The sequence below is a fragment of the Streptomyces guryensis genome (genome assembly GCF_021261325.1).
Lineage (GTDB): Bacteria > Actinomycetota > Actinomycetes > Streptomycetales > Streptomycetaceae > Streptomyces > Streptomyces guryensis.
Genome location: NZ_JAJSBI010000002.1, coordinates 568305 through 587322, shown reverse-complemented (window position 1 = coordinate 587322; position 19018 = coordinate 568305). Strand labels below are relative to the sequence as shown.

The window sequence follows — 19018 nt, the reverse complement described above, 5'->3', positions numbered from 1 at the left end:
CGCCGACAGCGAGCGAGACACCGATGGCAGTGAGTGCAACACCGACGTCGCACGGTGTGTCGTACGAGGTCACCGGCGCCGTGGCCGTGATCGAACTGCGCGGACGCGCGAGCGGCAACGGGCTTGACGCACACATGCGCAACGCCCTCCTCAAGGCCGCACGGCGGCTGACCACGGACGCCCGGCGCGAGGTGCGGGCGGCCCTGATCACCGCCCGCGGCCGGAACTTCTGCGTCGGCCAGGACCTCAAGGAGCACGCCCGCCTGCTGAAGGACTCGCCCGGCACCGCCTTCGCCAACATCCCGGAGCACTTCAACCCGCTGGTGAAGGAGCTGCACGCGCTGCCGATCCCGCTCGTCGTCGCGGTCGAGGGCTCCTGTGTCGGCGCCGGACTGGGCCTCGCGCTCTGCGCCGACGTACGCGTGGCGGCCGAGAGCGCCCGCTTCGGCACCGCGTTCGGCGGTATCGCTCTCGCCTCGGACTCGGGCGTGGCCCGCGCCCTGGCCCGGCAGCTGGGCCCCTCCCGCACCTCCGGACTCATGCTGCTCGGCGACACCTTCTCCGCGCGGGACGCCGAGCAGTGGGGGCTGGTGCACCGCGTCGTCGCGGACGGCTCGGCCGCCGCCGAGGGCGTGGTCCTGGCCCGCGCGCTCGCCTCCGGACCCACCGCCGCGCTCCGGGAGACCAAGGCGCTGCTGCGTTCGGCGGCCACCACGGCCCTGCCGGCGGCGCTGGAGCGCGAGTCCGTCGTCCAGCGGCGGCTCGGCGCCACCGACGACCACCGCGAGGCCGTCACCGCCTTCCTCGAACGGCGCGGCCCGGTCTTCCGCGGCCGCTGACCACCCGTCACCCACGGCCCGCCACCCGCTACTACCCACCACCCGTGACCCGCCGGCCACTCCCCACCACCCATGACCCGTCGGCCATGACCATCCACCCATGAGCCGCACCCGTGAAGGACATCCATGCAAGAGACAGAAGAGACAGAAGGGACAGATGTGAAAGAGGCACCCGCCTCCATGAACATGTCCGTGTTCGAGGACACCATCGCCCGTGACCAGCGGATCGAGCCCCGTGACTGGATGCCCGTCGCCTACCGGGCCACGCTCGTCCGGCAGATCGCCCAGCACGCCCACTCCGAGGCCATCGGCATGCAGCCGGAGGGCGAGTGGATCACCCGGGCGCCCTCGCTGCGCCGCAAGGCGATCCTGTTCGCCAAAGTGCAGGACGAGGCCGGGCACGGGCTCTACCTCTACTCGGCGGCCGAGACCCTCGGCGCCGACCGCACCGACCTGACCGAGCGGTTGATCGACGGCAGCCAGAAGTACTCCTCGATCTTCAACTACCCCACCCGCACCTTCGCCGACGTCGGGGTGATCGGCTGGTTCGTGGACGGGGCGGCCATCTGCAACCAGGTCCCGCTGTGCCGCACCTCGTACGGCCCGTACGGACGCGCCATGGTCCGCGTCTGCAAGGAGGAGTCCTTCCACCAGCGGCAGGGCTACGAACTGCTGCTGACCATGATGCGCGGCACCGACGAACAGCGCGTCATGGTGCAGGAGGCCGTCGACCGCTGGTGGTGGCCGTCCCTGATGATGTTCGGCCCGCCCGACGACGACTCCCCCAACTCGGCGCGTTCCATGGCCTGGAGGATCAAGCGGCACTCCAACGACGTCCTGCGACAGCGCTTCGTCGACATGACCGTCCCGCAGGCGCGGAAGCTGGGCGTCACCCTGCCCGACCCGGGCCTGCGCTGGAACGAGGAGCGCGGCCACCACGACTTCTCCGCCCCCGACTGGGACGAGCTGAAGCGGGTCGTCTCCGGTGACGGACCGTGCAACTCCGAGCGGCTCGCCCGTCGCCGGGCCGCGCACGAGGAGGGCGCCTGGGTACGGCGGGCAGCCGCAGCGCACGCGGCCAGGCGGACGGCCCGGCTACGGGAAGGAAGAGCGGCATGAGCACGACGAGCAGAGGCGACTGGCCGCTGTACGAGGTGTTCGTCCGCGGCAAGCGCGGGCTCAACCACGTCCACGTGGGCTCCCTGCGCGCCGCCGACGACGAGATGGCCCTGCTGCACGCCCGCGATCTCTACACCCGGCGCAACGAGGGCGTGAGCATCTGGGCCGTGCGCTCGGACACCATCGCCGCCTCCGCGCCGGACGAGAAGGACCCCTTCTTCGCGCCCAGCGGCGACAAGGTCTACCGCCACCCCACCTTCTACGACATCCCCGACGACGTCCCGCACATCTAGGGGCGTCCGGACATCTAGGGGCGTCCGGCAGTCCCCAGGCACGGCTACAGGCACATCCACAGGAACATCCAGGAGCAGCACATGACCGACGAGGACCTGCACGTCGACGGCGAGGACGACCTCTACGTCGACGGCGACGGCGCGCGGTGGGCGTTCGGCACCGGGTTCACCGACCCGCTGCACGGCGTCGACCAGTCGGTGCCCGACGGCGTCGACGCGGAGGACCTGGCCGCCTGCTGTCTGGCACTCGGCGACGACGCCCTGGTGTCCGCGCAGCGGCTGGCCGAATGGTGCACCCGCGCCCCGGAGTTGGAGGAGGAACTGGCGCTGGCCAACATCGGTCTCGACCTCCTCGGCCAGGCCCGTCTGCTGTACGCGAGGGCGGGCCGGGCCGACGGCACGGGCCGTGGCGAGGACGCCTACGCCTACTTCCGCTACCCGGAGGACTTCCGCAACGTACGCCTCGCCGAACTTCCGGGCGGCGACTTCGCGTTCACCGTCGCCCGGCTGCTGGTGCTGTCCGTCTGGCGGCTGGCCGTGTGCGAGGCGCTCGCCGCCGCACCCGACCCGGTGCTGGCCGCGATCGCGGCCAAGAGCGCCAAGGAGCTTGCCTACCACAGCCGTTGGGCCGCCGAGTGGACGGTGCGGCTCGGTGACGGCACCGGCGAGTCCGCCGGACGGATGCGGGCCGCGCTGGACGCCCTCGCCCCCTGGCTGGACGAGCTGCTGACGGACCGTGCGGCCGCGCGCCAGGGCGCGGACCCGGCCGCCGTCGCCGCGCGGACCCGCCTCGAACTGTTCCACGTGCTGGCCGATGCCGGGCTGGACCGGTCCGACGACGTGTCCCCGCTCGAAACGCCGGCGCCCCCGGTCCCGGGCTCCGGGAGGAACGGACGGCACACCCCGCACCTGGCGCCCCTCCTCGCCGAGTTGCAGAGCGTCGCCCGCGCCCACCCGGACGCGTCGTGGTGACGGCGTCGCCGGAGCGGGCGTCGCGGATCGCCGCCGAGGTCCCCGACCCCGAACTGCCGATGCTGACGCTCGCCGACCTCGGGGTGCTGCACGGCGTCGAGGTGGCGCCGGAGGGAACCGTCGTCGTACGACTCGCCCCGACGTACGCGGGCTGCCCCGCCGTGGCCGAGATGCGTGCCGAGGTGACGGCCCGGCTGCTGGCCGCCGGCTTCACCGACGTACGGGTGGTCACGGTGCTCGACCCGCCGTGGAGCACCGACCGGATCACCGACGAGGGCCGCCGCAAGCTGGCGGAACACGGCATCGCACCGCCCGGCCCACGCGGCGCGCCGGGTCCGGCACCGGCCCGGACCTGGCTGAGACTGACCAGCGGGCCACCCGAGGTTCCCTGCCCGCGCTGTGCTTCGGCCGACACCGAGGAGATCTCGCGCTTCGCCGCCACCGCCTGCACGGCACTTCGGCGCTGCCGTAGCTGCCGGGAGCCGTTCCCCCACGTCAAGGACCTGCCATGACCATCTCCCCCGTTCGGTCCCGCCCTCGCCCCGGCTTCCACGCCCTGCGGGTGTCCGCCGTGGAACCGCTGTGCGCCGACGCGGCTGCCCTCACCTTCGAAGTCCCCGACCGCCTGGCGGCCGACTTCGCGTTCCGGCCAGGTCAGTGCCTCACCGTGCGCCGCGAGATCGACGGCCGCGACGAGCGGCGCTCGTACTCGATCTGCTCACCGGCCGGTACGGCGCTGCGCATCGGCGTCCGGGTGGTACCGGGCGGCTTGTTCTCCTCCTGGCTCGTGCACGGTGTACGCCCCGGGGACACCCTGCAGGTCATGGCCCCGGCCGGGGCGTTCACCCCGGACCTGGCCGGTGCCGGCGGCCTCGGCCACCATGTCCTCGTCGCCGCCGGGTCCGGCATCACACCGATGCTGTCCATCGCCGCCTCCGTCCTCGCCGCGGACGAGGACGCGCGCGTCACGCTCCTGTACGGCAACCGGCGCACCGGCACCGTGATGTTCGCGGACGAACTCGCCGACCTGAAGGACCGGTACCCGGCCCGTTTCCAGCTCGCACACGTCCTGTCCCGCGAGCCGCGCGAGGCCGAGTCACTCTCCGGCCGCCTCGACACAGCGCGGCTCACCGTTCTGCTGGACGCTCTCCTCGACATCCGGGAGGTCGCCCACTGGTGGCTGTGCGGCCCGCACGGCCTGGTGCGCGACACCCGCGTGCTCCTGACCGGGCTCGGCGTCCCGGCGGACCGCGTCCACCAGGAACTGTTCCACGCGGACGAGGAGCCGCCCGCGGCAACCACCGCCGACCGCGAAGACACGACCGGCCGAGGTCCGACGAGCGAGGTCACCGTGGTCCTCGACGGCCGGGCGACCACGTTCACCGCGCCACGCCGCCGCAGCATCCTCGACGGTGCCCAACAGGCCCGGTCCGACCTGCCGTTCGCGTGCAAGGGCGGCGTCTGCGGAACCTGCCGCGCCGTCGTCACCGCCGGCGACGCCGACATGCGCCGCAACTACGCCCTGGAACCGGCCGAGGTCTCCGCGGGCTACGTCCTCACCTGCCAGACCCATGCCGTCTCCGACACCCTGACGGTCGACTTCGACAGTTGAGATCCGAAGTTGAGAATCGAGGCCGGACCCGGCCCGTCGAGGAGGTAAGCCCGTGCGGTACGCCGAAGTTCCGAGCCTGTCCTGCGAGGTCTACGTGGAAGCGGCGCCGTCGCGCGTGTGGAGCCTGGTGACCGACATCGCCCTGCCTGCCCGCCTGAGCCCTGAACTGCAGCGCGTGGAGTGGCTCGGCGGCGTGGAGGAGCCCGCGGTGGGGGCGCGCTTCGCGGGGTACGCCCGCCACCGCCTGCTCGGCGAGTGGCGGACCGTCTCGCACGTCGTCGAACTGGAGGAGCAGCGGGTGTTCTGCTGGGCGGTCGTCGATGAGGACGGCCGGTTCGGCACCCCGTCGCGCCTCCCCTCGCACCCGCTGGCCACGTGGCGCTTCGAGCTGGCGCCCGACGGGGCCGGCACCAGGCTGCGGCACCTCGCCCGGATGGGCCCCGGCCGCTCAGGGGTCACCCTGGCGATCGAGGGCACGCCCGATCGGGAGGAGGAGATAGTGGCCTTCCGGATCACCGAGCTGCGCGGCAACATGGAAGCCACCTTGCACGGCGTCAAGGCACTGGCCGAACGCGCCGCCCAGACACCTCACTGGATCTCGGCGTAGCCCGGGGGGACGGCGGCAGCATCGCGCCGGTCCCGGTGAAGCCAGATGGTGAGTTCATCCGGCTGTGCGATCATGCGCCCGTGAACGCGCCTTCCCGCCGGTCTTCCGGCGAATCCGCCACCGAACCCGTCGCGAAGTCCCCCGGTTTCGCAGCCGAGTTCAAGGACGCCATCACGCTCCGGGCCTTCGGGCTCGTGCTCGGCGGTCTGCTGGTCCAGCTCGCCTTCGTCGTGTCCTACGTCGGGGCCTTCCACTCGCCCACGCCGCACCGGATACCGGTGGCGGTCGCCGCTCCGCAGCAGGTGTCCGCGAAGATCGTGGCCCAGCTCAACTCCCTGGACGGCGCGCCGGTGGAGGCCACGGCGGCACCGAGCCCCGCGGCCGCCCGGCAGTGGGTCCTCACGCGGAAGACGGATGCCGCCTTCCTCTTCGATGCGACCGGCACCAAGGACACCCTCCTGGTCGCCTCGGCGGGTGGGCCGTCGGTGTCGCAGACCGCCACCCAGATCGCCCAGAAGATCGAGGCGGCTCAGAAGCGGCAGATCACCGTCACCGACATCCGCTCCCCGAACTCCGGAGACGGGCGCGGCATGACGTCCTTCTACCTCGTGCTTGGCTGGGTGATCGGCGGCTACCTGACCGCGACGATCATGGGAATGGCGGCGGGTTCCCGGCCCGCCAGCCGGCACCGCACCCTGATCCGCCTCGCCGTCCTCGTGCTGTACGCGGCCGTGTCGGGGATCGCCGGAGCGGCCATCGTGGGACCCGTGTTCGACGCGCTCGGCGGTCACTTCTGGGCCCTGAGCGGCATCGGCACCCTGGTCGTCCTCGCCTCGGCGGCCACCGCGCTCGCCCTGCAGACCCTGCTGGGCCTGCTGGGCACCGGCGTGGTCATCCTGCTCTTCGTGGTGCTGGGCAATCCCAGCTCCGGCGGTGTCTATCCGGCACCGCTGCTCCCGTCGTTCTGGAGCACCATCGGGCAGGCCCTGCCGCCGGGCGCCGGCACCACCCTTGTCCGCAACACCGTGTACTTCTCGGGCCACGCCATCACACAGGCGCTCTGGGTGCTCGGAGCCTATGCGGTGGGTGGTGCGGTGCTGGCCTGGGCGGCGTCCTGGTGGCGCGAACGCGTGCATGTCGACGCGACCACCGCGGAACCCGAGCTGCCCCTCGAACCCTCCCCCACCGCCTGACTCACGGCCCACCTGCTCAAAGCCCGCAACCCGGCCCCGCCCGTTGAGTGGAACCGCTGCGGTGGCACTGGCCGCGGCGGCCACACCGACTGCATCCAGACCCCTGTTGCCCGTACTCGCGCGGACGCCCGTCGGCCCAGCAATGCCGTGAGGTCGCCGGCGGCCTGGGGGTCGTGCCGACGCGTCGGCGGCGACGATCTGCACGCTGCCGCAGCCGTTGCTGTCGAGGGCGCTGCGCAGTTGCGGGAACCAGTTCGCGTCGTAGCCGTGCTCGTTCCAGCCGTGCTTGCGTCGCGGACGTTCCGACGAGGAGCGCGGCCGCCAGTGCCTCACGGTCAACGCGGCCGGCCATCGGCGCCGGGCCGGTCTCGGCCAACAGGCCACCGCACTCAATCAAGATGGCGCACAATCAAACGCGAGCATCAGAGGACTACTCCAGAACCGAACAGTCAAGGGTCTCGGCAGCCCTCTTCGTAACTCGGCACAGGCATTGAGTCACGAACGCATGAGTAAGCGACACATCCCATGTGTGTCCCGGTAGTTGTGTGCGGCGCCTCTTGACCGGCTGGTTCGTTCAGGGCAAGCTCTCCCACGGCCTCAGCGAGCCGGATACAGAGCCGCACTGTACCGATCGCCGAGGCTTCCCTCGCAGCATTCATCCCATCTATAGCTTTCCGCGATCGCCGCCACCAGCGGCGAGCCTCTCGCCGGCAAGCGTTGCGGCGCGACAGGCAGAATCGAACATAAGGCAACACAGCAGTTGGAACATGAGGGGTGCGGTTCGGGCGTTTTGTCTTCCACGATCCTCGACGTGAATCGACGAAGGGTTCCGCTATGACGATCAGCAGGCGTGTGTTCCTGTCGCGTGCCGCCGGTGTCGTCACCGTGACGGCGGATCTCACACTCGGTACGGCGAAGGCGCAGGCGGCCCCGTCGTCGTACTCGCCCACGTGGGCGTCGGTGGACCAGCACCCGGCGGCGGCGGAGTGGTTACCCCTCGGTGTGGCCGTACAACAACTTCCTGGGCGGAGCTCGCGACAAGGCGGGCAACCGGGTGACCCGCTGCGGCCCCGCCGCGGGCCCGCACGTCCGCCCGACGGCGCGATGGGCACGCGTCGGGGCCGCAGCCGTGCTCGACGGTTGCGCGCTGGTCGGCGCCACGACGGCCGCCGGGACAGCACGGGCGACCCTGGGCTGATCCCACGGTGATCCGCAGGGCGAAGCAGGTGGTGCCGCTCTCCGGACCAGGCGGCGGCACCACCCGTGACAGGCACCGGCGTGGTGCCGACAGATGCCGAAAAGTCTCCCCCCAACGTCGCAAGGAGAACTTCGTGAACAGCGTGACAAAGGGTCCACTCCGCCACCGGGAAAATCCAGGGACCGGTGAGCAGGCGAACGCTCCCGCCGGCCCGGAAAGCCGGCAGGGCGTCGGCAGACGCCTCCGTACCGCCCAGCGCCTGATCGCCGGCTCGGCGGCCACGGCCCTGGCGCTGCTGGGACTACTGACCGGCGGCACCGCCCGGGCCGCCACCCCGGCGCAGACCGCCGCGGCGGCCTCGGGCACCAGCCAGTTCCGCGGAGTGAACTGGGCAGATCCCAACGACAACTTCATCACCGGCCCCAACATCCCCGTCGGCCTGTCGGAGTCGGACGACTACGCCACCGTGTACACGAAGTCCACGGCCATACTCAAGGGCTTCCAGGGCCTGGGGGCCAACACCGTCCGCATGGGATTCAACGCGGCGACCACCTCGGGAGCCTGGTGGGGCAGTTACACCGCGACGCTGGACGCCGCCACCGCCCTGGGCATGAAGGTCATCGTCGCCCCGTGGCTGCAGAACGGGAAGGTCAGCGACACCGCGTCCTTCTACCAGATGTGGGACACGATGATCAACAAGTACGGCGGGCACTCCAACTTCTACTTCGACATCATGAACGAGCCCTGGGCGTACAGTTCCACCGACCTGACCGACTTCGAGGCCGACTGGCTGGCGCACTACCCCAGCCTGCCCCGTGACCACGTGATCGTCCCCGGCCTGTGGGGCGACGCGAGTCTGTGCGGCGTGGGCTCCGACTCCCGGCTGTCCGGCACCCTGCTGTCCATCCACACGTACAGCATGTTCGGCGTCTCCCACAGCACCGAGGCCGACTGGGTCAAGGAGTTCACCGGCAACCTGTGCGGCTATGCCGACCGCGCCGTGGTGACCGAGTTCGGCGACCCGATGACCACCGGCGTCAACTACAACGGTCCCAAGGACGGCACCAACAACATCTCGTTCCTCTACGCCATCACCGACACCGCCCGCAGCCTCGGCATCGGTACCGTCCTGTGGACCGGCGTCAAGGAAGCCAACCAGACGCAGGGCCCCGGGCCCTGCGACAACGCCTCCTGCGCCATCACCTCCCTGAACGGCAGCGGCACCAACCTGTCCCTGACCGTCACCAACCAGTCCGGCCTCGACCGCCTCCAGTGGGGCTGGGGCACCGGCACCAACCCGGGCGGCGGAAGCGGCAACGTACTGCGCGGCGCCGGCTCCAACCGCTGCCTGGACGTGCCCGGCGCGAGCACCGCCAACGGCGTGCAGACCGAGATCTGGAACTGCAACAGCGGCACCAACCAGCAGTGGACCGCCACCTCCGCCAAAGAGCTGCGGGTCTACGGGAACAAGTGCCTGGACGCCGACCGATGGGGGACCTCCCCGGGTACCAAGGTCGTGATCTGGGACTGCACCGGCGGCAGCAACCAGCAGTGGAACCTCAACGGCGACGGCACCGTCACCAGCGTCCAGTCCGGGCTGTGCCTGGACGTCAAGGACGCCTCCACCGCCAACAGCGCACCCGTCCAGCTGTGGACCTGCAACGGCGGCACCAACCAGAAATGGAGCCGGCAGTAGCGAGGAGACGTCGTGCCGGGGGCTCGGTGGAGCCCCCGGCACGGTTGTCCCGACGGACTCGCTGGCGAACACAGCGCCGCAGCGTCGGCGGCAGATCCGTAGGAATCAACGTCGACCAGGTCGGCCTGCCGAGGGGCAACGGCCGGCTGGTGTGCGTCATGGATTCCTCGGGCGGTGGGGGTCGGTGGGGGCGGTTCCCGGTCGCTCCCACGCCCTCGTGCCGCGCCCGGATCGACTCTGACCTGCACGCCAGGGGAAACGCGGGGAGAAAGCTGGGAATTGACGGGGAGTCCGCTGGCAGGCCGCCCGCCGGCAGGCGGCGGAGGACGTGGCCGATCCTTGCCCTGCAACCTGGGAGGCGGAGGTCAGCAACCCGGGGACCCGGGGCCCCGCCGAGAGGATGTTGTGGGACCACCGCCGGCACATCTCCGCACACCGAAGCGCTCCATGACCTCTCAGGCCCAGAAGCGCCCCCCGAAAGCCATGGCGAGCAGCCTGCTGGCAACAGTCCCGCCGGCAGTTCCGCCGGGGCCGTCTGCCCAATCCGACATGTATCGGATGGATGCGCAGCGCACAGGTCAGGCAGAGGGAGTCAGACCGCCCTCCCCGCCATCCGAATACTCCCCGCTGGATTTCCTGTCGGTAGTCCTCAAGCGTCCTGTCGAGGTGCAGGGCGGTGGCCCGGGCCGCCGCTTCCGGCGTCACGTACGGCTTCTTGGACGGCGGCGTGCTCCTCGACGGCGGCCTCGGAATGGGCGCCGAGTGTGTCGTGTATCCCGATGGCACTGGACTGCCGCAACTACGACCCCGAACGCGGTGGTCTGTCCGACGGGGAGAGCTGCCCCTGGCTGCCCAAGGAAGCCGAGCTGTGCGGCTTTCCGCTCGACTGGATCCTCGCCGGCCGACGCCCCCGCGCCCCCGCGACATGCCTCTGTTCAAGGACGACGACGGCACCGCCCACCAGATCACCTCCGCCGCCGGCAACGCCGACGTGCAGATCTGGAGGCTCGGTGGCGACTGCACGGCCATTCTCATGGCGCTCCCCTATTGCTCGCGCCGGTGATGTCACCGTAACCTCCCTGACAACCATCAGAGATCCGATGAATCTCTGGCCAGGTCCACACAGCCTGACCCTGCCACCGGCCGATCCAGACCGCGCCGCACGTCCACCCCGCTCCATGCACCTCCTTCAGCCCGCAATCCTCGCGCCGACGGGCCACCCACAACCCAGCCCTCCCAGCGGATGGGCAACTCCACACCACCCACCACGCCACATTTCAACCAGGCAATCATCGGATCTATATCGTTGGGATCCGTACCTGAAGGAGCATCAATGCCGCTGTCCCGCCCAAGAGCCACCGGATGCCTCGGTGTGCTCGTCGCCCTGCTGTGCGCCGCGGTCGTCGCACCCACCCCCGCGGCCGCCGCCACTCCCACCCTTCTGTACGCGGCGCCCACCGGCTCGGGCGACACCTGCACGATCAGCGCACCCTGCAGCCTGGACGGCGTCAAGACCAAGGTGCAGGGACTGGTCTCCGGTATGGCCACGGACATCGACGTGTATCTGCGCGGCGGGACCTACCGGCTGACGCAGGCGTTCACCCTCGGGCCCTCGGACTCCGGGAAGAACGGTCACAAGGTCGTCTACGCCGCCTACCCGGGCGAGAAGCCGGTGCTCAACGGCGCGAAGGAGATCACCGGTTTCTCGCTGTACGACAGCGCGAAGAACATCTACCGCGCCCCGGTGCCGGCCGGCACACAGAGCCGCCAGCTGTTCGTCGACGGGGTGCGCGCACAGCGCGCCCGCGGCCCGCTCAATCCGGGCGGCTTCACCCTCAGCGGGTCCAGCTTCACCACCAGCGACACCTCCTACGCGTCGTTCACCAACGCCTCCTCGATCGAGGTCGCGTACGACAAGGACTGGAAGCACATGCGGTGCCCCCTGGCGAGCATCACCGTGCCCAGCGGCGGCGGATCCAGCCTCAACGTCGACCCGAAATGCTTCGACCACAACAACACCTCGGTGGTCAACCGGGGCTTCCCCTTCAACGGCGCCGGCCTGCCCAAGCTGGACGGCCTCACCTGGGTGGAGAACGCCTACCAACTGCTCGACGAGCAGGGCGAGTTCTACCTGGACACCGCGGCGAACTTCCTCTACTACAAGCCGCGCACCGGTGAGGACCTGAGCACCGCGGACGTGGAACTGCCCGTCCTGGAGAAGCTGGTGGACGCCGCCGGCACCCCGGGCCACCTGGCCCCGGTCGACGACGACGACTCGCACGCCACGTACACCGGCTCATGGTCGGCGACCACCGGGCGCAACTTCGGCGACCTGTACGACGACGTGCACGCCACCAGCACCAACGGCGACTCGGTGAGCTACACCTTCACCGGCACCGGGCTGGACGTGCTGTCGGAGGTCAACAGCGACGAGGGCGGCATCGACGTCTACGTCGACGGCACCAAGACCAAGAGCGTGAGCGCGGCCGGCTCCACCCGGCTCGCCCAGCAGGTCATCGCCTCGGTGAGCGGGCTGCCCAAGGCGCAGCACACCGTCAAGCTGGTCAAGACCAGCGGCAGCTTCATGGTGATCGACGGCTTCACCGTCATCCCCGACACCATGGCCACGGTCCACGACATCACCCTGCAGGGCCTCACCTTCGCCTACACCACGTGGAATCTGCCCTCGACCGTCGGCTACATCGACAACCAGGCGGGGGTGCTGTGGGACGCCGCCACCCAGGCCCCGCTCCGTGTCCCGGCGGCCGTCCAGATCCACCGCGGCTCGGACATCAGCCTCATCCGCAACGAGATCACCCACGCCGGCGGCAGCGGCGTCGACCTCGCCGACGGTACGCAGAACACCTCGGTCACCGGCAACTTCGTCCACGACATCTCCGGCGGCGGCGTCTACGCCGGCGAGGTCGACGACTACTACCTCACCGACACCGCCCGGATGACCACCGGCGACACCATCTCGCAGAACTCGATCGAGCACGTCGCCCTGGACTGGCGCGACGCGGTCGGTGTCTGGGGTGGCTACACCCGCGACCTGACCATCGCGAACAACGACATCGGCCACACCGCCTACTCCGGGATATCTGTCGGCTGGGGCTGGGGCTACGCCTCCGCCTGCGCCCTGCAGGCGAAGCAGGGCCTGACCATCTGCCGCCACGGCACCATCTACGCCGGCCACAACCAGATCCTGAACAACCACGTCCACGACGTGATGAACGTCCTGCACGACGGCGGCCCGATCTACACCAACGGCGGCCAGGGCAACGGAGACGGCTCCGCCACCTCCGTGGTCTCGGGCAACCTGCTCGAGGTGACCAACCACACCAACCAGGTGATCTACCACGACGAGGGAAGTTCCTACTGGAACACCCACGACAACGTCATCCGCTTCGGACCGGGCAACTGGGTCGGCATGTGGACGCCGACCATCCATGACAACAACATCCACGACAACTTCGCGGACCGCTCCAACTGGAGCAGCAACGCCACCAACACCACGGTTGTCCAGTCGACGATCGTCTCCGGCGGTGCCTGGCCCGCCGCGGCCCAGGCGATCATCGCAGCGGCCGGCCCCACGCAGGCGTACCGGCCGATGACCGGCCTGATCGACGACGACGACACCGCGATCGCCTACACCGGCTCCTGGAGCGCCAGCGGCTACCGCGGCCTGGGCGACCTCCACGACAACGTGCACGCCGCCGGTGCCAACGGTTCCACCGCCACGCTGACCTTCACCGGCACCGGCGTCTCGGTGATCGGGGAGAAGTACAGCGACCAGGGCCAGATCGAGGTCTTCATCGACGGCGTGTCCAAGGGCCTTTTTGACACCACCTCCACCACCCGCAAGGTGCAGCAGGCCGTCTACAGCACCAGCGGCCTGAGCGTCGGCAGTCACACCATCCAGGTCGTCAAGCGCAGCGGTTCGTTCGCCACCGTGGACGGCTTCGAGGTGACCGGCACCTACGACGACAGCTACCCCTCCATCACGTACACCGGAGGCTGGAGCCGCTACGCCAACCGCGGCCTCGGCGACTACCAGGACGACGTCCACGCCACCGGGGTCAACGGCGACTCGGTCACCGTCACCTTCAACGGCACCGGGATCGACGTGCTCACCGAGACCAACACCGACGAGGGCACGATCGCGGTCTCCCTCGACGGGGCCTCGCAGGGCACCGTCAACGCCAACGCCGCCAGCCGCCACGCCCAGCAGACCGTCTACACGGTCAGCGGTCTGCCGGCCGGACGGCACACCCTCACCCTCACCAAGAACAGCGGCACCTTCATGGTGATCGACCGGTTCGACGTGAAGTGACCGTCGGGCGGCCCCGGCCGCCCGACGGCAGCGCTGCCCGTGCCGGCCCCGGCACGGGCAGCGCCGACCGCCTCGGCCGCGCTCGCGCGGACCTTGTCCATGGGTGGGAGGGCCTTTCTGCTGCTAGTGGTGGAGGGCGTCGGAGATCGACTTGACGCCGCCGTGCGCCGTGAAACCGCCGTCGACCGGGATCTCGGCGCCGGTGATGAAGGACGACTCGTCGGACAGGAGGAAGACCACGAGCGGGGCGACCTCCTCGACGGTGCCGGTGCGGCCGAGTGGCGTCTCCCGGATGTTCGCCTCACGGAAGGCGGGCGCGGCGGTGGCGGTCATGTCCGTCTCGATGAAGCCGGGGTGGATCGTGTTCACCCGGATGCCGCGGGGTCCCAGCTCCATGGCGGCGGTCTTCGACAGGCCGCGCAGGGCCCACTTGCTGGTCGTGTAGGCGACCGGGTAGTGGCCGCTGAGCGCGGCGGTGGAGCCGACGTTCACGATCGAGGAGCCGGGTGGCATCAGCGGGGCCAGGTGCTGGATGCCCAGCAACGGGCCGGTGACGTTGACCGCGTGGACCCGGGCCATGTCCTCGGGGCGTACGTCGTCGATCCGGGCCCGCCAGGTGACGCCCGCGTTGTTGACCAGGCCGTGCACCTGGCCGTACGCCTCGCGCAGCTCGGCGGCGAGTTCGGCCCAGTCCTTCTCGCTGGTGACGTCGAGGCGGCGGCAGCCGGGCGCCTCGGTCACGTCGGCGGCGATCACCCGGGCGCCCTCGCGGGTCAGCGCCTCGGCCTCCGCGGCGCCCTGGCCACCGGCCGCGCCCGTGACCACGACGACCCTGCCGAGGAGCCTCCCCCCGCCTTCGGCCGGGAGGTGCCCCCAGGGATGGAGATCGGTCACGGCCGCTCCCTCGTGCGGCGTCGGGCGACGGGAACCGGCACCGGATCGGCACCCGCGACAACGGTGCTGGAGACGGAGCCGATGCCCTCGACGGTGAGGGTGACCGTGTCGCCGGGCTTCAGCGGCGGCGGGTCCTGCCTGCCCCGTACGCCCCACAGCTCCGCGAGGCAGCCGCCGTTGCCGCAGGTCCCGGAACCGAGGACGTCGCCGGGGCGGACGACGGTGCCGCGCGAGGCGTAGGCGACCATCTCCTCGAAGGTCCAGCTCATGTTGGACAGCAGATCCTTGCCCACGACCTCGCCGTTGATCTCGGCGGTGAGCGCCAGGCGCAGGAAGCCGTCCGCGTCGCGGTACTTCCCCAACTCGTCGGCGGTGACCAGGTAAGGACCCAGCGTGGTGGCGGTGTCCTTGCCCTTGCACGGGCCGAGACCCACCCGCATCTCGGCGGACTGCAGGTCCCGGGCCGACCAGTCGTTGAAGACGGTGTAGCCGACGATATGGTCGCGGGCCTGCTCGGGGGTGAGGTCGCGGCCCTCCTTTCCGATCACGGCGGCGACCTCCAGCTCGAAGTCGAGCACGCTCGACCCCGGCGGCACGGGGATGTCGTCGTGCGGCCCGTACATCGCGTAGGGGTTGCCGAAGTAGAACGTCGGGGCCGCGTACCACCGATCCGGTACGCCGGCGGCGCCGTCCACGGACCGTCGTACGCCCTCGACGTGTTCCTCGAAGGTGACGAAGTCCCGCACGGTGGACGGCTGAAGCGGCGCCAGCAGGCGTACGTCGGAGACATGGGGGCCGGCCGGGACGTCGAGCATCGCGGAGCCCGCGTCGAGCAGTTCGGGCAGACCGCCGCCCTCGGCGAGCAGGCCGGTCAGGGAGCTGACGCCGGGAAGGGGGTAGAGCGTGCCGTCCGCTTCGACGACGGCCACCTGGCGTCGGTTGCGGTGCTCGTACGTGGCGAAACGCATTGCGGTTTCCTGTCGGCTGTCGGCGCGAGGGGTGGGCACGATGGCCGGGGGCGCGGCATGGGAGTCAGGGCAGTTGACAGGGCAACCGCGCCCCCGGGGACTCAGGGCTCCGCCGATCAGACCGGCGGGGCGACGAAGACGCCGCGGTCGACGTCGTTGAAGGACTCCTTGGTGACCAGTTCGTTCATGGGGTTGGCGGTGCCCCACTGGTCGGTGACCTCGGGCTGGGAGAAGTCGTAGACGTGCGGGTGCCAGGTGTCCTCGTCCAGCAGCTCCAACTCCGTCGTGTACTCCACCGTGTTGCCGTGCGGGTCGAGGAAGTAGGTGAAGGTGTTGTCGCCGGCCATGTGCCGGCCAGGCCCCCAGATCTTGCGGGCACCGGAGCGGATGACACGGCCGGAGCCGCGCATGTACTCGTCGATCCCGCGCATCTCGAAGGAGATGTGGTGCAGCGAGGTGTGCGGGCCCCTGGCGATGGCCATGGAGTGGTGCTGGTTGCTGATCCGCATGAAGTGCATGACGTCGCCGATGTGCGGATGACCGAGCGTGTCGGACAGCCGGAAGCCGAGGTGCTCCTCGTACCACGCCCTGGTCTTGTCCAGATCCGGAGAGTTGAGGACGACGTGCGACAGCTTGACCGGGATCGACTCCTTCTCCTGGATCCTGCGGTGCCGGCGCACCTCGACGTCGGCGGAGACCTCGATGGTGCGGCCGTCCACGTCGAAGAAGCGGAAGCCGTAACCGCCGCCGGGGGTCTCCACCTTGCCCGGCCGGGAGATCAACTGGACTCCTCCGGCGAGGAGTTGCTCGGCGAGCGTGTCCAGGTCGGCTGCCGAAGCGGCGCCGTAGGACACGAGATCGAGGCGCTTCTCGTCGGCCTTGCGCAGCCGGACGACGTACTGCTCCGGGGAGCCCTCGGCGGCCAGGAAGGAGATGCCGGAGTCCTCGGCGACCTTCGTCAGGCCCCAGACGCCGGCGTAGAAGTCGAGTTGCTTGTCGTAGTCCGGCACGGCGAGGTCGACGTGGCGGAGGTGGGTGAGCAGGCGGTTACTCATGGGGGGTCCTCCTCAGACCAGGTTGAGCAGGGCGGCGGCGTTTCCGCCGCGGACGGAGTGGAAGTCGGTGTCGGTCAGGTCCGCGGCGCGCAGCGCGCCGAGCGGGTCGTCGGTGCCCATGTCGAAGGGGAAGTCGGAGCCGAGCAGGACCCGTTCGCGGCCGACCGCTCGCAGCAGCTCCCGCAGGACGTGCGGGTCGTGGACGAGGGTGTCGAAGTACAGCTGCTTCAGATAGCTGCTCGGTTCCCGTTCACAGCCACGGGCGTCGGGACGGGCCCGCCAGGCGTGGTCGGAGCGGCCGATGTGGGTGGGCAGGTAGCCGCCGCCGTGCGCCGCGATCAGCTTCAGTCCCGGATGGCGGTCCAGGACGCCGGAGAAGATCAGGTGGGAGAGGGCGACCGCGTTCTCGGTGGGCTGGCCGACGGTGTTGGACAGGTACCACTGGTCCAGGCGCTCATCGAGGGTGCAGCCGAACGGGTGCAGGAAGAGGAAGGCGCCTGTCTCCTCCGCTCGGGACCAGAGGGCTTCGTACGCCGGGTCCGACAGTTCGTGGCCGGGCGCGTGCGAGGAGATCTCCACACCCCTCAGTCCCTGGTCCAGGGCGTGGTCGAGCAGGCCGACCGCGAGGTCGGGATGCTGGAGCGGGACCAGGCCCAGGCCGTGCAGGCGGTCGGGAGCCTTCGCACAGTGTGCGGCGGTGCCCTCGTTGGCCAGCCGGCAGACCTTCTCGGCCAGTTGGGGCTCGGCCCAGTAGTGGTAGTGGGACGGCGAGGGGCTGACCAGCTGTACGTCCACGCCCTGCGCGTCCATGGCCGCCAGCCGCACCGCGGCGTCCGTCAGCTTCGGCACGCGCGCGCCGACCATCGGACCGTTCACGGTCAGGGCCGCCGGGCCGTTGCGGCGCGCGTCGAGGGCGCGGGCCCCGGCGAGACCGGGATGACCGGCGACGGCCTCCTCGACCTCCGGGAGCAGGAGGTGGGCGTGGACGTCGATGGTCGGCGCGGAGGATGCGGTGGTGGTCACGGACGCTCCTTGAGGAGGTTCATGGTGCGTCCGACCAGCCCGGGGATGTCGGCGTCGCGCACGCCGTCCAGCTGCCACTGGGCGATCTGCATGGACGCCGCGACGACGGGGCGCACCCGGCGAATGCGGCGGTCGCGGTAGGCCTGGAGCAGCTCCTCGTCCCAGTCCCGGCCGTCGGCCACGGCCCCGGTGAGCAGTTCGGCGAGGACCAGGGCGTCCTCCAGGGACATCGCCGCGCCCTGGGCCAGGGTGGGCGGGCAGCAGTGGGCGGCGTCGCCGATGAGCACGACCCGGCCCCGGTGCCAGGAGTCCTCGACCAGCAGGTGGTCGAACCAGGTGTAGTTGACCTTCGTCGGGTCGGTGATGTTCCTGGTGATCTCCGGCCAGACCCCGCCGTAGCTCCGCGCCAGGCGGCGCATCTCGTCGGCGTAGGTGGCCGGGTCGAGGGAGGTGCGTTCGCGGCACCCTTCGACGACGTACGCGTAGATGGTGTTCTCGCTGGTGGGGGTGTAGCCGGCGATGTAGGCGGGGCCGCCGTAGGCGAGGTCGGTGCGCGTCACGCTCTCGGGCCGCGGGGCGGCGATGCGCCAGATGGCCATGCCGGTCGGCTCGGGTTTGTCCGTGATACCGATCGCGGCGCGGGTGGCGGAGTTGAGTCCGTCGGCGCCGATCACCAGGTCGTAGCGGCCCTCGCTGCCGTCGCTGAAGCGCACCGACACGCCGTCGGTGTCCTGCTCCAGCGCTTCGGCGGTGGTGCCGAGGCGAACGTCGGCGCCGGAGGCGCGGACCGTGTCGATGAGGATCTGCTGCAGTCGGGGGCGCTGCATTCCGAGGGTGGCGGGCAGGTCCTCCCCGCCGGTCTGGATGTCCTCGGCGACGAACAGGACGGTGCCGTCGGGGGCGGTCACGCCCAGCGAGCCGAAGGCGTATCCGGAGGCTTTCACCTGTTCCCACACGCCCAGTTCGCGCAGGACCCGCAGGGCGTTGCCCTGGAGGGTGATGCCGGAGCCGGTGGTGGCGTTCCAGTCCGGCTTGGCCTCGATCAGGTCGACGGCGATGCCGGCGCGGCGCAGCAGGATGGTGACGGCGTTGCCTGCGGCGCCCCCGCCGATGACCAGGACGGTGGGTGTGCCCCCGGCCGGAGGCTGGGAGAGAGTGCGGCTGTCAGCCATGTCGGGGATTCCTCCCGGGGTTGGGCCGCGCGACTTCGGGCGGC

17 protein-coding genes and 1 pseudogene are annotated in these 19018 nt (G+C 70.5%); 12 read left to right on the top strand and 6 right to left on the bottom strand.

Going from position 1 to position 19018, the window contains the following annotated elements; genetic code table 11:
- Window positions 1-23: 23 nt before the first annotated feature.
- From LJ657_RS06515 to LJ657_RS06470, 10 genes are all read left to right on the top strand, one after another.
- Window positions 24-839 (top strand): enoyl-CoA hydratase/isomerase family protein, encoded by an 816-nt coding sequence (locus tag LJ657_RS06515; RefSeq protein ID WP_232647291.1) that lies wholly within the window; start codon window positions 24-26, stop codon window positions 837-839.
- Between the two features lie 180 nt (window positions 840-1019).
- Window positions 1020-1958 carry a 1,2-phenylacetyl-CoA epoxidase subunit PaaA gene (gene paaA / locus LJ657_RS06510; protein WP_232647290.1) on the top strand — a complete coding sequence of 313 codons (939 nt, stop codon included), beginning with the start codon at window positions 1020-1022 and terminating at the stop codon, window positions 1956-1958.
- The gene (gene paaB, locus LJ657_RS06505; RefSeq protein ID WP_232647289.1) at window positions 1955-2251 is read left to right on the top strand and encodes a 1,2-phenylacetyl-CoA epoxidase subunit PaaB; all 297 of its coding nucleotides are present in this window, start codon (window positions 1955-1957) and stop codon (window positions 2249-2251) included. The genes paaA and paaB overlap by 4 nt, the downstream gene beginning before the upstream one ends.
- An 81-nt stretch (window positions 2252-2332) precedes the next feature.
- Window positions 2333-3223 carry a 1,2-phenylacetyl-CoA epoxidase subunit PaaC gene (gene paaC, locus LJ657_RS06500; RefSeq protein WP_232647288.1) on the top strand — a complete coding sequence of 297 codons (891 nt, stop codon included), beginning with the start codon at window positions 2333-2335 and terminating at the stop codon, window positions 3221-3223.
- Window positions 3217-3735, top strand: coding sequence for a 1,2-phenylacetyl-CoA epoxidase subunit PaaD (gene paaD / locus LJ657_RS06495; RefSeq protein ID WP_308117011.1), 519 nt, complete (start codon window positions 3217-3219; stop codon window positions 3733-3735). Before paaC ends, paaD begins: the two co-directional genes overlap by 7 nt.
- Window positions 3732-4835, top strand: coding sequence for a 1,2-phenylacetyl-CoA epoxidase subunit PaaE (paaE, locus tag LJ657_RS06490; protein WP_232647287.1), 1104 nt, complete (start codon window positions 3732-3734; stop codon window positions 4833-4835). Before paaD ends, paaE begins: the two co-directional genes overlap by 4 nt.
- A gap of 52 nt (window positions 4836-4887) precedes the next feature.
- Window positions 4888-5442 (top strand): SRPBCC family protein, encoded by a 555-nt coding sequence (locus LJ657_RS06485; protein ID WP_232647285.1) that lies wholly within the window; start codon window positions 4888-4890, stop codon window positions 5440-5442.
- Window positions 5443-5522: 80 nt separating this feature from the next.
- Window positions 5523-6635: an ABC-2 transporter permease gene (locus LJ657_RS06480; RefSeq protein ID WP_232647284.1), complete on the top strand. Its 1113-nt coding sequence runs from the start codon at window positions 5523-5525 to the stop codon at window positions 6633-6635.
- A 1000-nt stretch (window positions 6636-7635) separates the two neighbouring features.
- Window positions 7636-7833, top strand: a complete 198-nt coding sequence (locus LJ657_RS48900; protein WP_372487814.1) for a hypothetical protein — start codon at window positions 7636-7638, stop codon at window positions 7831-7833.
- 133 nt (window positions 7834-7966) lie between these two features.
- Entirely contained in the window at window positions 7967-9529 is a 1563-nt protein-coding gene (locus LJ657_RS06470; RefSeq protein ID WP_232647282.1) for an RICIN domain-containing protein, read from the top strand.
- 612 nt (window positions 9530-10141) lie between these two features.
- On the opposite strand, the pseudogene LJ657_RS06465 reads toward LJ657_RS06470, so the two are convergent.
- A pseudogene (locus LJ657_RS06465) lies at window positions 10142-10325 on the bottom strand (GntR family transcriptional regulator); the annotation flags it as partial.
- A 129-nt stretch (window positions 10326-10454) separates the two neighbouring features.
- On the opposite strand from LJ657_RS06465, the gene LJ657_RS06460 reads away from it, so the two are divergent.
- A complete protein-coding gene (locus LJ657_RS06460; protein WP_232647280.1) occupies window positions 10455-10592 on the top strand; it encodes a hypothetical protein in 138 nt (45 codons plus the stop codon).
- Between the two features lie 270 nt (window positions 10593-10862).
- Window positions 10863-13862, top strand: a complete 3000-nt coding sequence (locus LJ657_RS06455) for a hypothetical protein (protein WP_232647279.1) — start codon at window positions 10863-10865, stop codon at window positions 13860-13862.
- A 123-nt stretch (window positions 13863-13985) separates the two neighbouring features.
- Here LJ657_RS06455 and LJ657_RS06450 read toward each other — a convergent pair whose 3' ends face one another.
- From LJ657_RS06450 to LJ657_RS06430, 5 genes are all read right to left on the bottom strand, one after another.
- Window positions 13986-14756: an SDR family NAD(P)-dependent oxidoreductase gene (locus tag LJ657_RS06450; protein WP_232647277.1), complete on the bottom strand. Its 771-nt coding sequence runs from the start codon at window positions 14754-14756 to the stop codon at window positions 13986-13988.
- Window positions 14753-15724 (bottom strand): fumarylacetoacetate hydrolase family protein, encoded by a 972-nt coding sequence (locus tag LJ657_RS06445; protein ID WP_232647276.1) that lies wholly within the window; start codon window positions 15722-15724, stop codon window positions 14753-14755. The genes LJ657_RS06450 and LJ657_RS06445 overlap by 4 nt, the downstream gene beginning before the upstream one ends.
- Before the next feature lie 116 nt (window positions 15725-15840).
- Entirely contained in the window at window positions 15841-16779 is a 939-nt protein-coding gene (locus tag LJ657_RS06440) for a VOC family protein (protein WP_232647274.1), read from the bottom strand.
- A gap of 12 nt (window positions 16780-16791) precedes the next feature.
- Window positions 16792-17802, bottom strand: a complete 1011-nt coding sequence (locus LJ657_RS06435) for an amidohydrolase family protein (protein WP_232647273.1) — start codon at window positions 17800-17802, stop codon at window positions 16792-16794.
- A complete protein-coding gene (locus tag LJ657_RS06430) occupies window positions 17799-18974 on the bottom strand; it encodes an FAD-dependent oxidoreductase (RefSeq protein WP_232647270.1) in 1176 nt (391 codons plus the stop codon). Before LJ657_RS06430 ends, LJ657_RS06435 begins: the two co-directional genes overlap by 4 nt.
- Window positions 18975-19018: the final 44 nt, after the last annotated feature.

Excerpts from the sequence above, each read along its gene's own strand:
- LJ657_RS06515 (WP_232647291.1), top strand. The coding sequence starts at position 24 with ATGGCAGTGAGTGCAACACCGACGTCGCACGGTGTGTCGTACGAGGTC.
- paaA (WP_232647290.1), top strand. The coding sequence starts at position 1,020 with ATGAACATGTCCGTGTTCGAGGACACCATCGCCCGTGACCAGCGGATC.
- paaB (WP_232647289.1), top strand. The coding sequence starts at position 1,955 with ATGAGCACGACGAGCAGAGGCGACTGGCCGCTGTACGAGGTGTTCGTC.
- paaC (WP_232647288.1), top strand. The coding sequence starts at position 2,333 with ATGACCGACGAGGACCTGCACGTCGACGGCGAGGACGACCTCTACGTC.
- paaE (WP_232647287.1), top strand. The coding sequence starts at position 3,732 with ATGACCATCTCCCCCGTTCGGTCCCGCCCTCGCCCCGGCTTCCACGCC.
- LJ657_RS06460 (WP_232647280.1), top strand. The coding sequence starts at position 10,455 with ATGCCTCTGTTCAAGGACGACGACGGCACCGCCCACCAGATCACCTCC.
- LJ657_RS06455 (WP_232647279.1), top strand. The coding sequence starts at position 10,863 with ATGCCGCTGTCCCGCCCAAGAGCCACCGGATGCCTCGGTGTGCTCGTC.
- LJ657_RS06445 (WP_232647276.1), bottom strand. The coding sequence starts at position 15,724 with ATGCGTTTCGCCACGTACGAGCACCGCAACCGACGCCAGGTGGCCGTC.
- LJ657_RS06440 (WP_232647274.1), bottom strand. The coding sequence starts at position 16,779 with ATGAGTAACCGCCTGCTCACCCACCTCCGCCACGTCGACCTCGCCGTG.
- LJ657_RS06430 (WP_232647270.1), bottom strand. The coding sequence starts at position 18,974 with ATGGCTGACAGCCGCACTCTCTCCCAGCCTCCGGCCGGGGGCACACCC.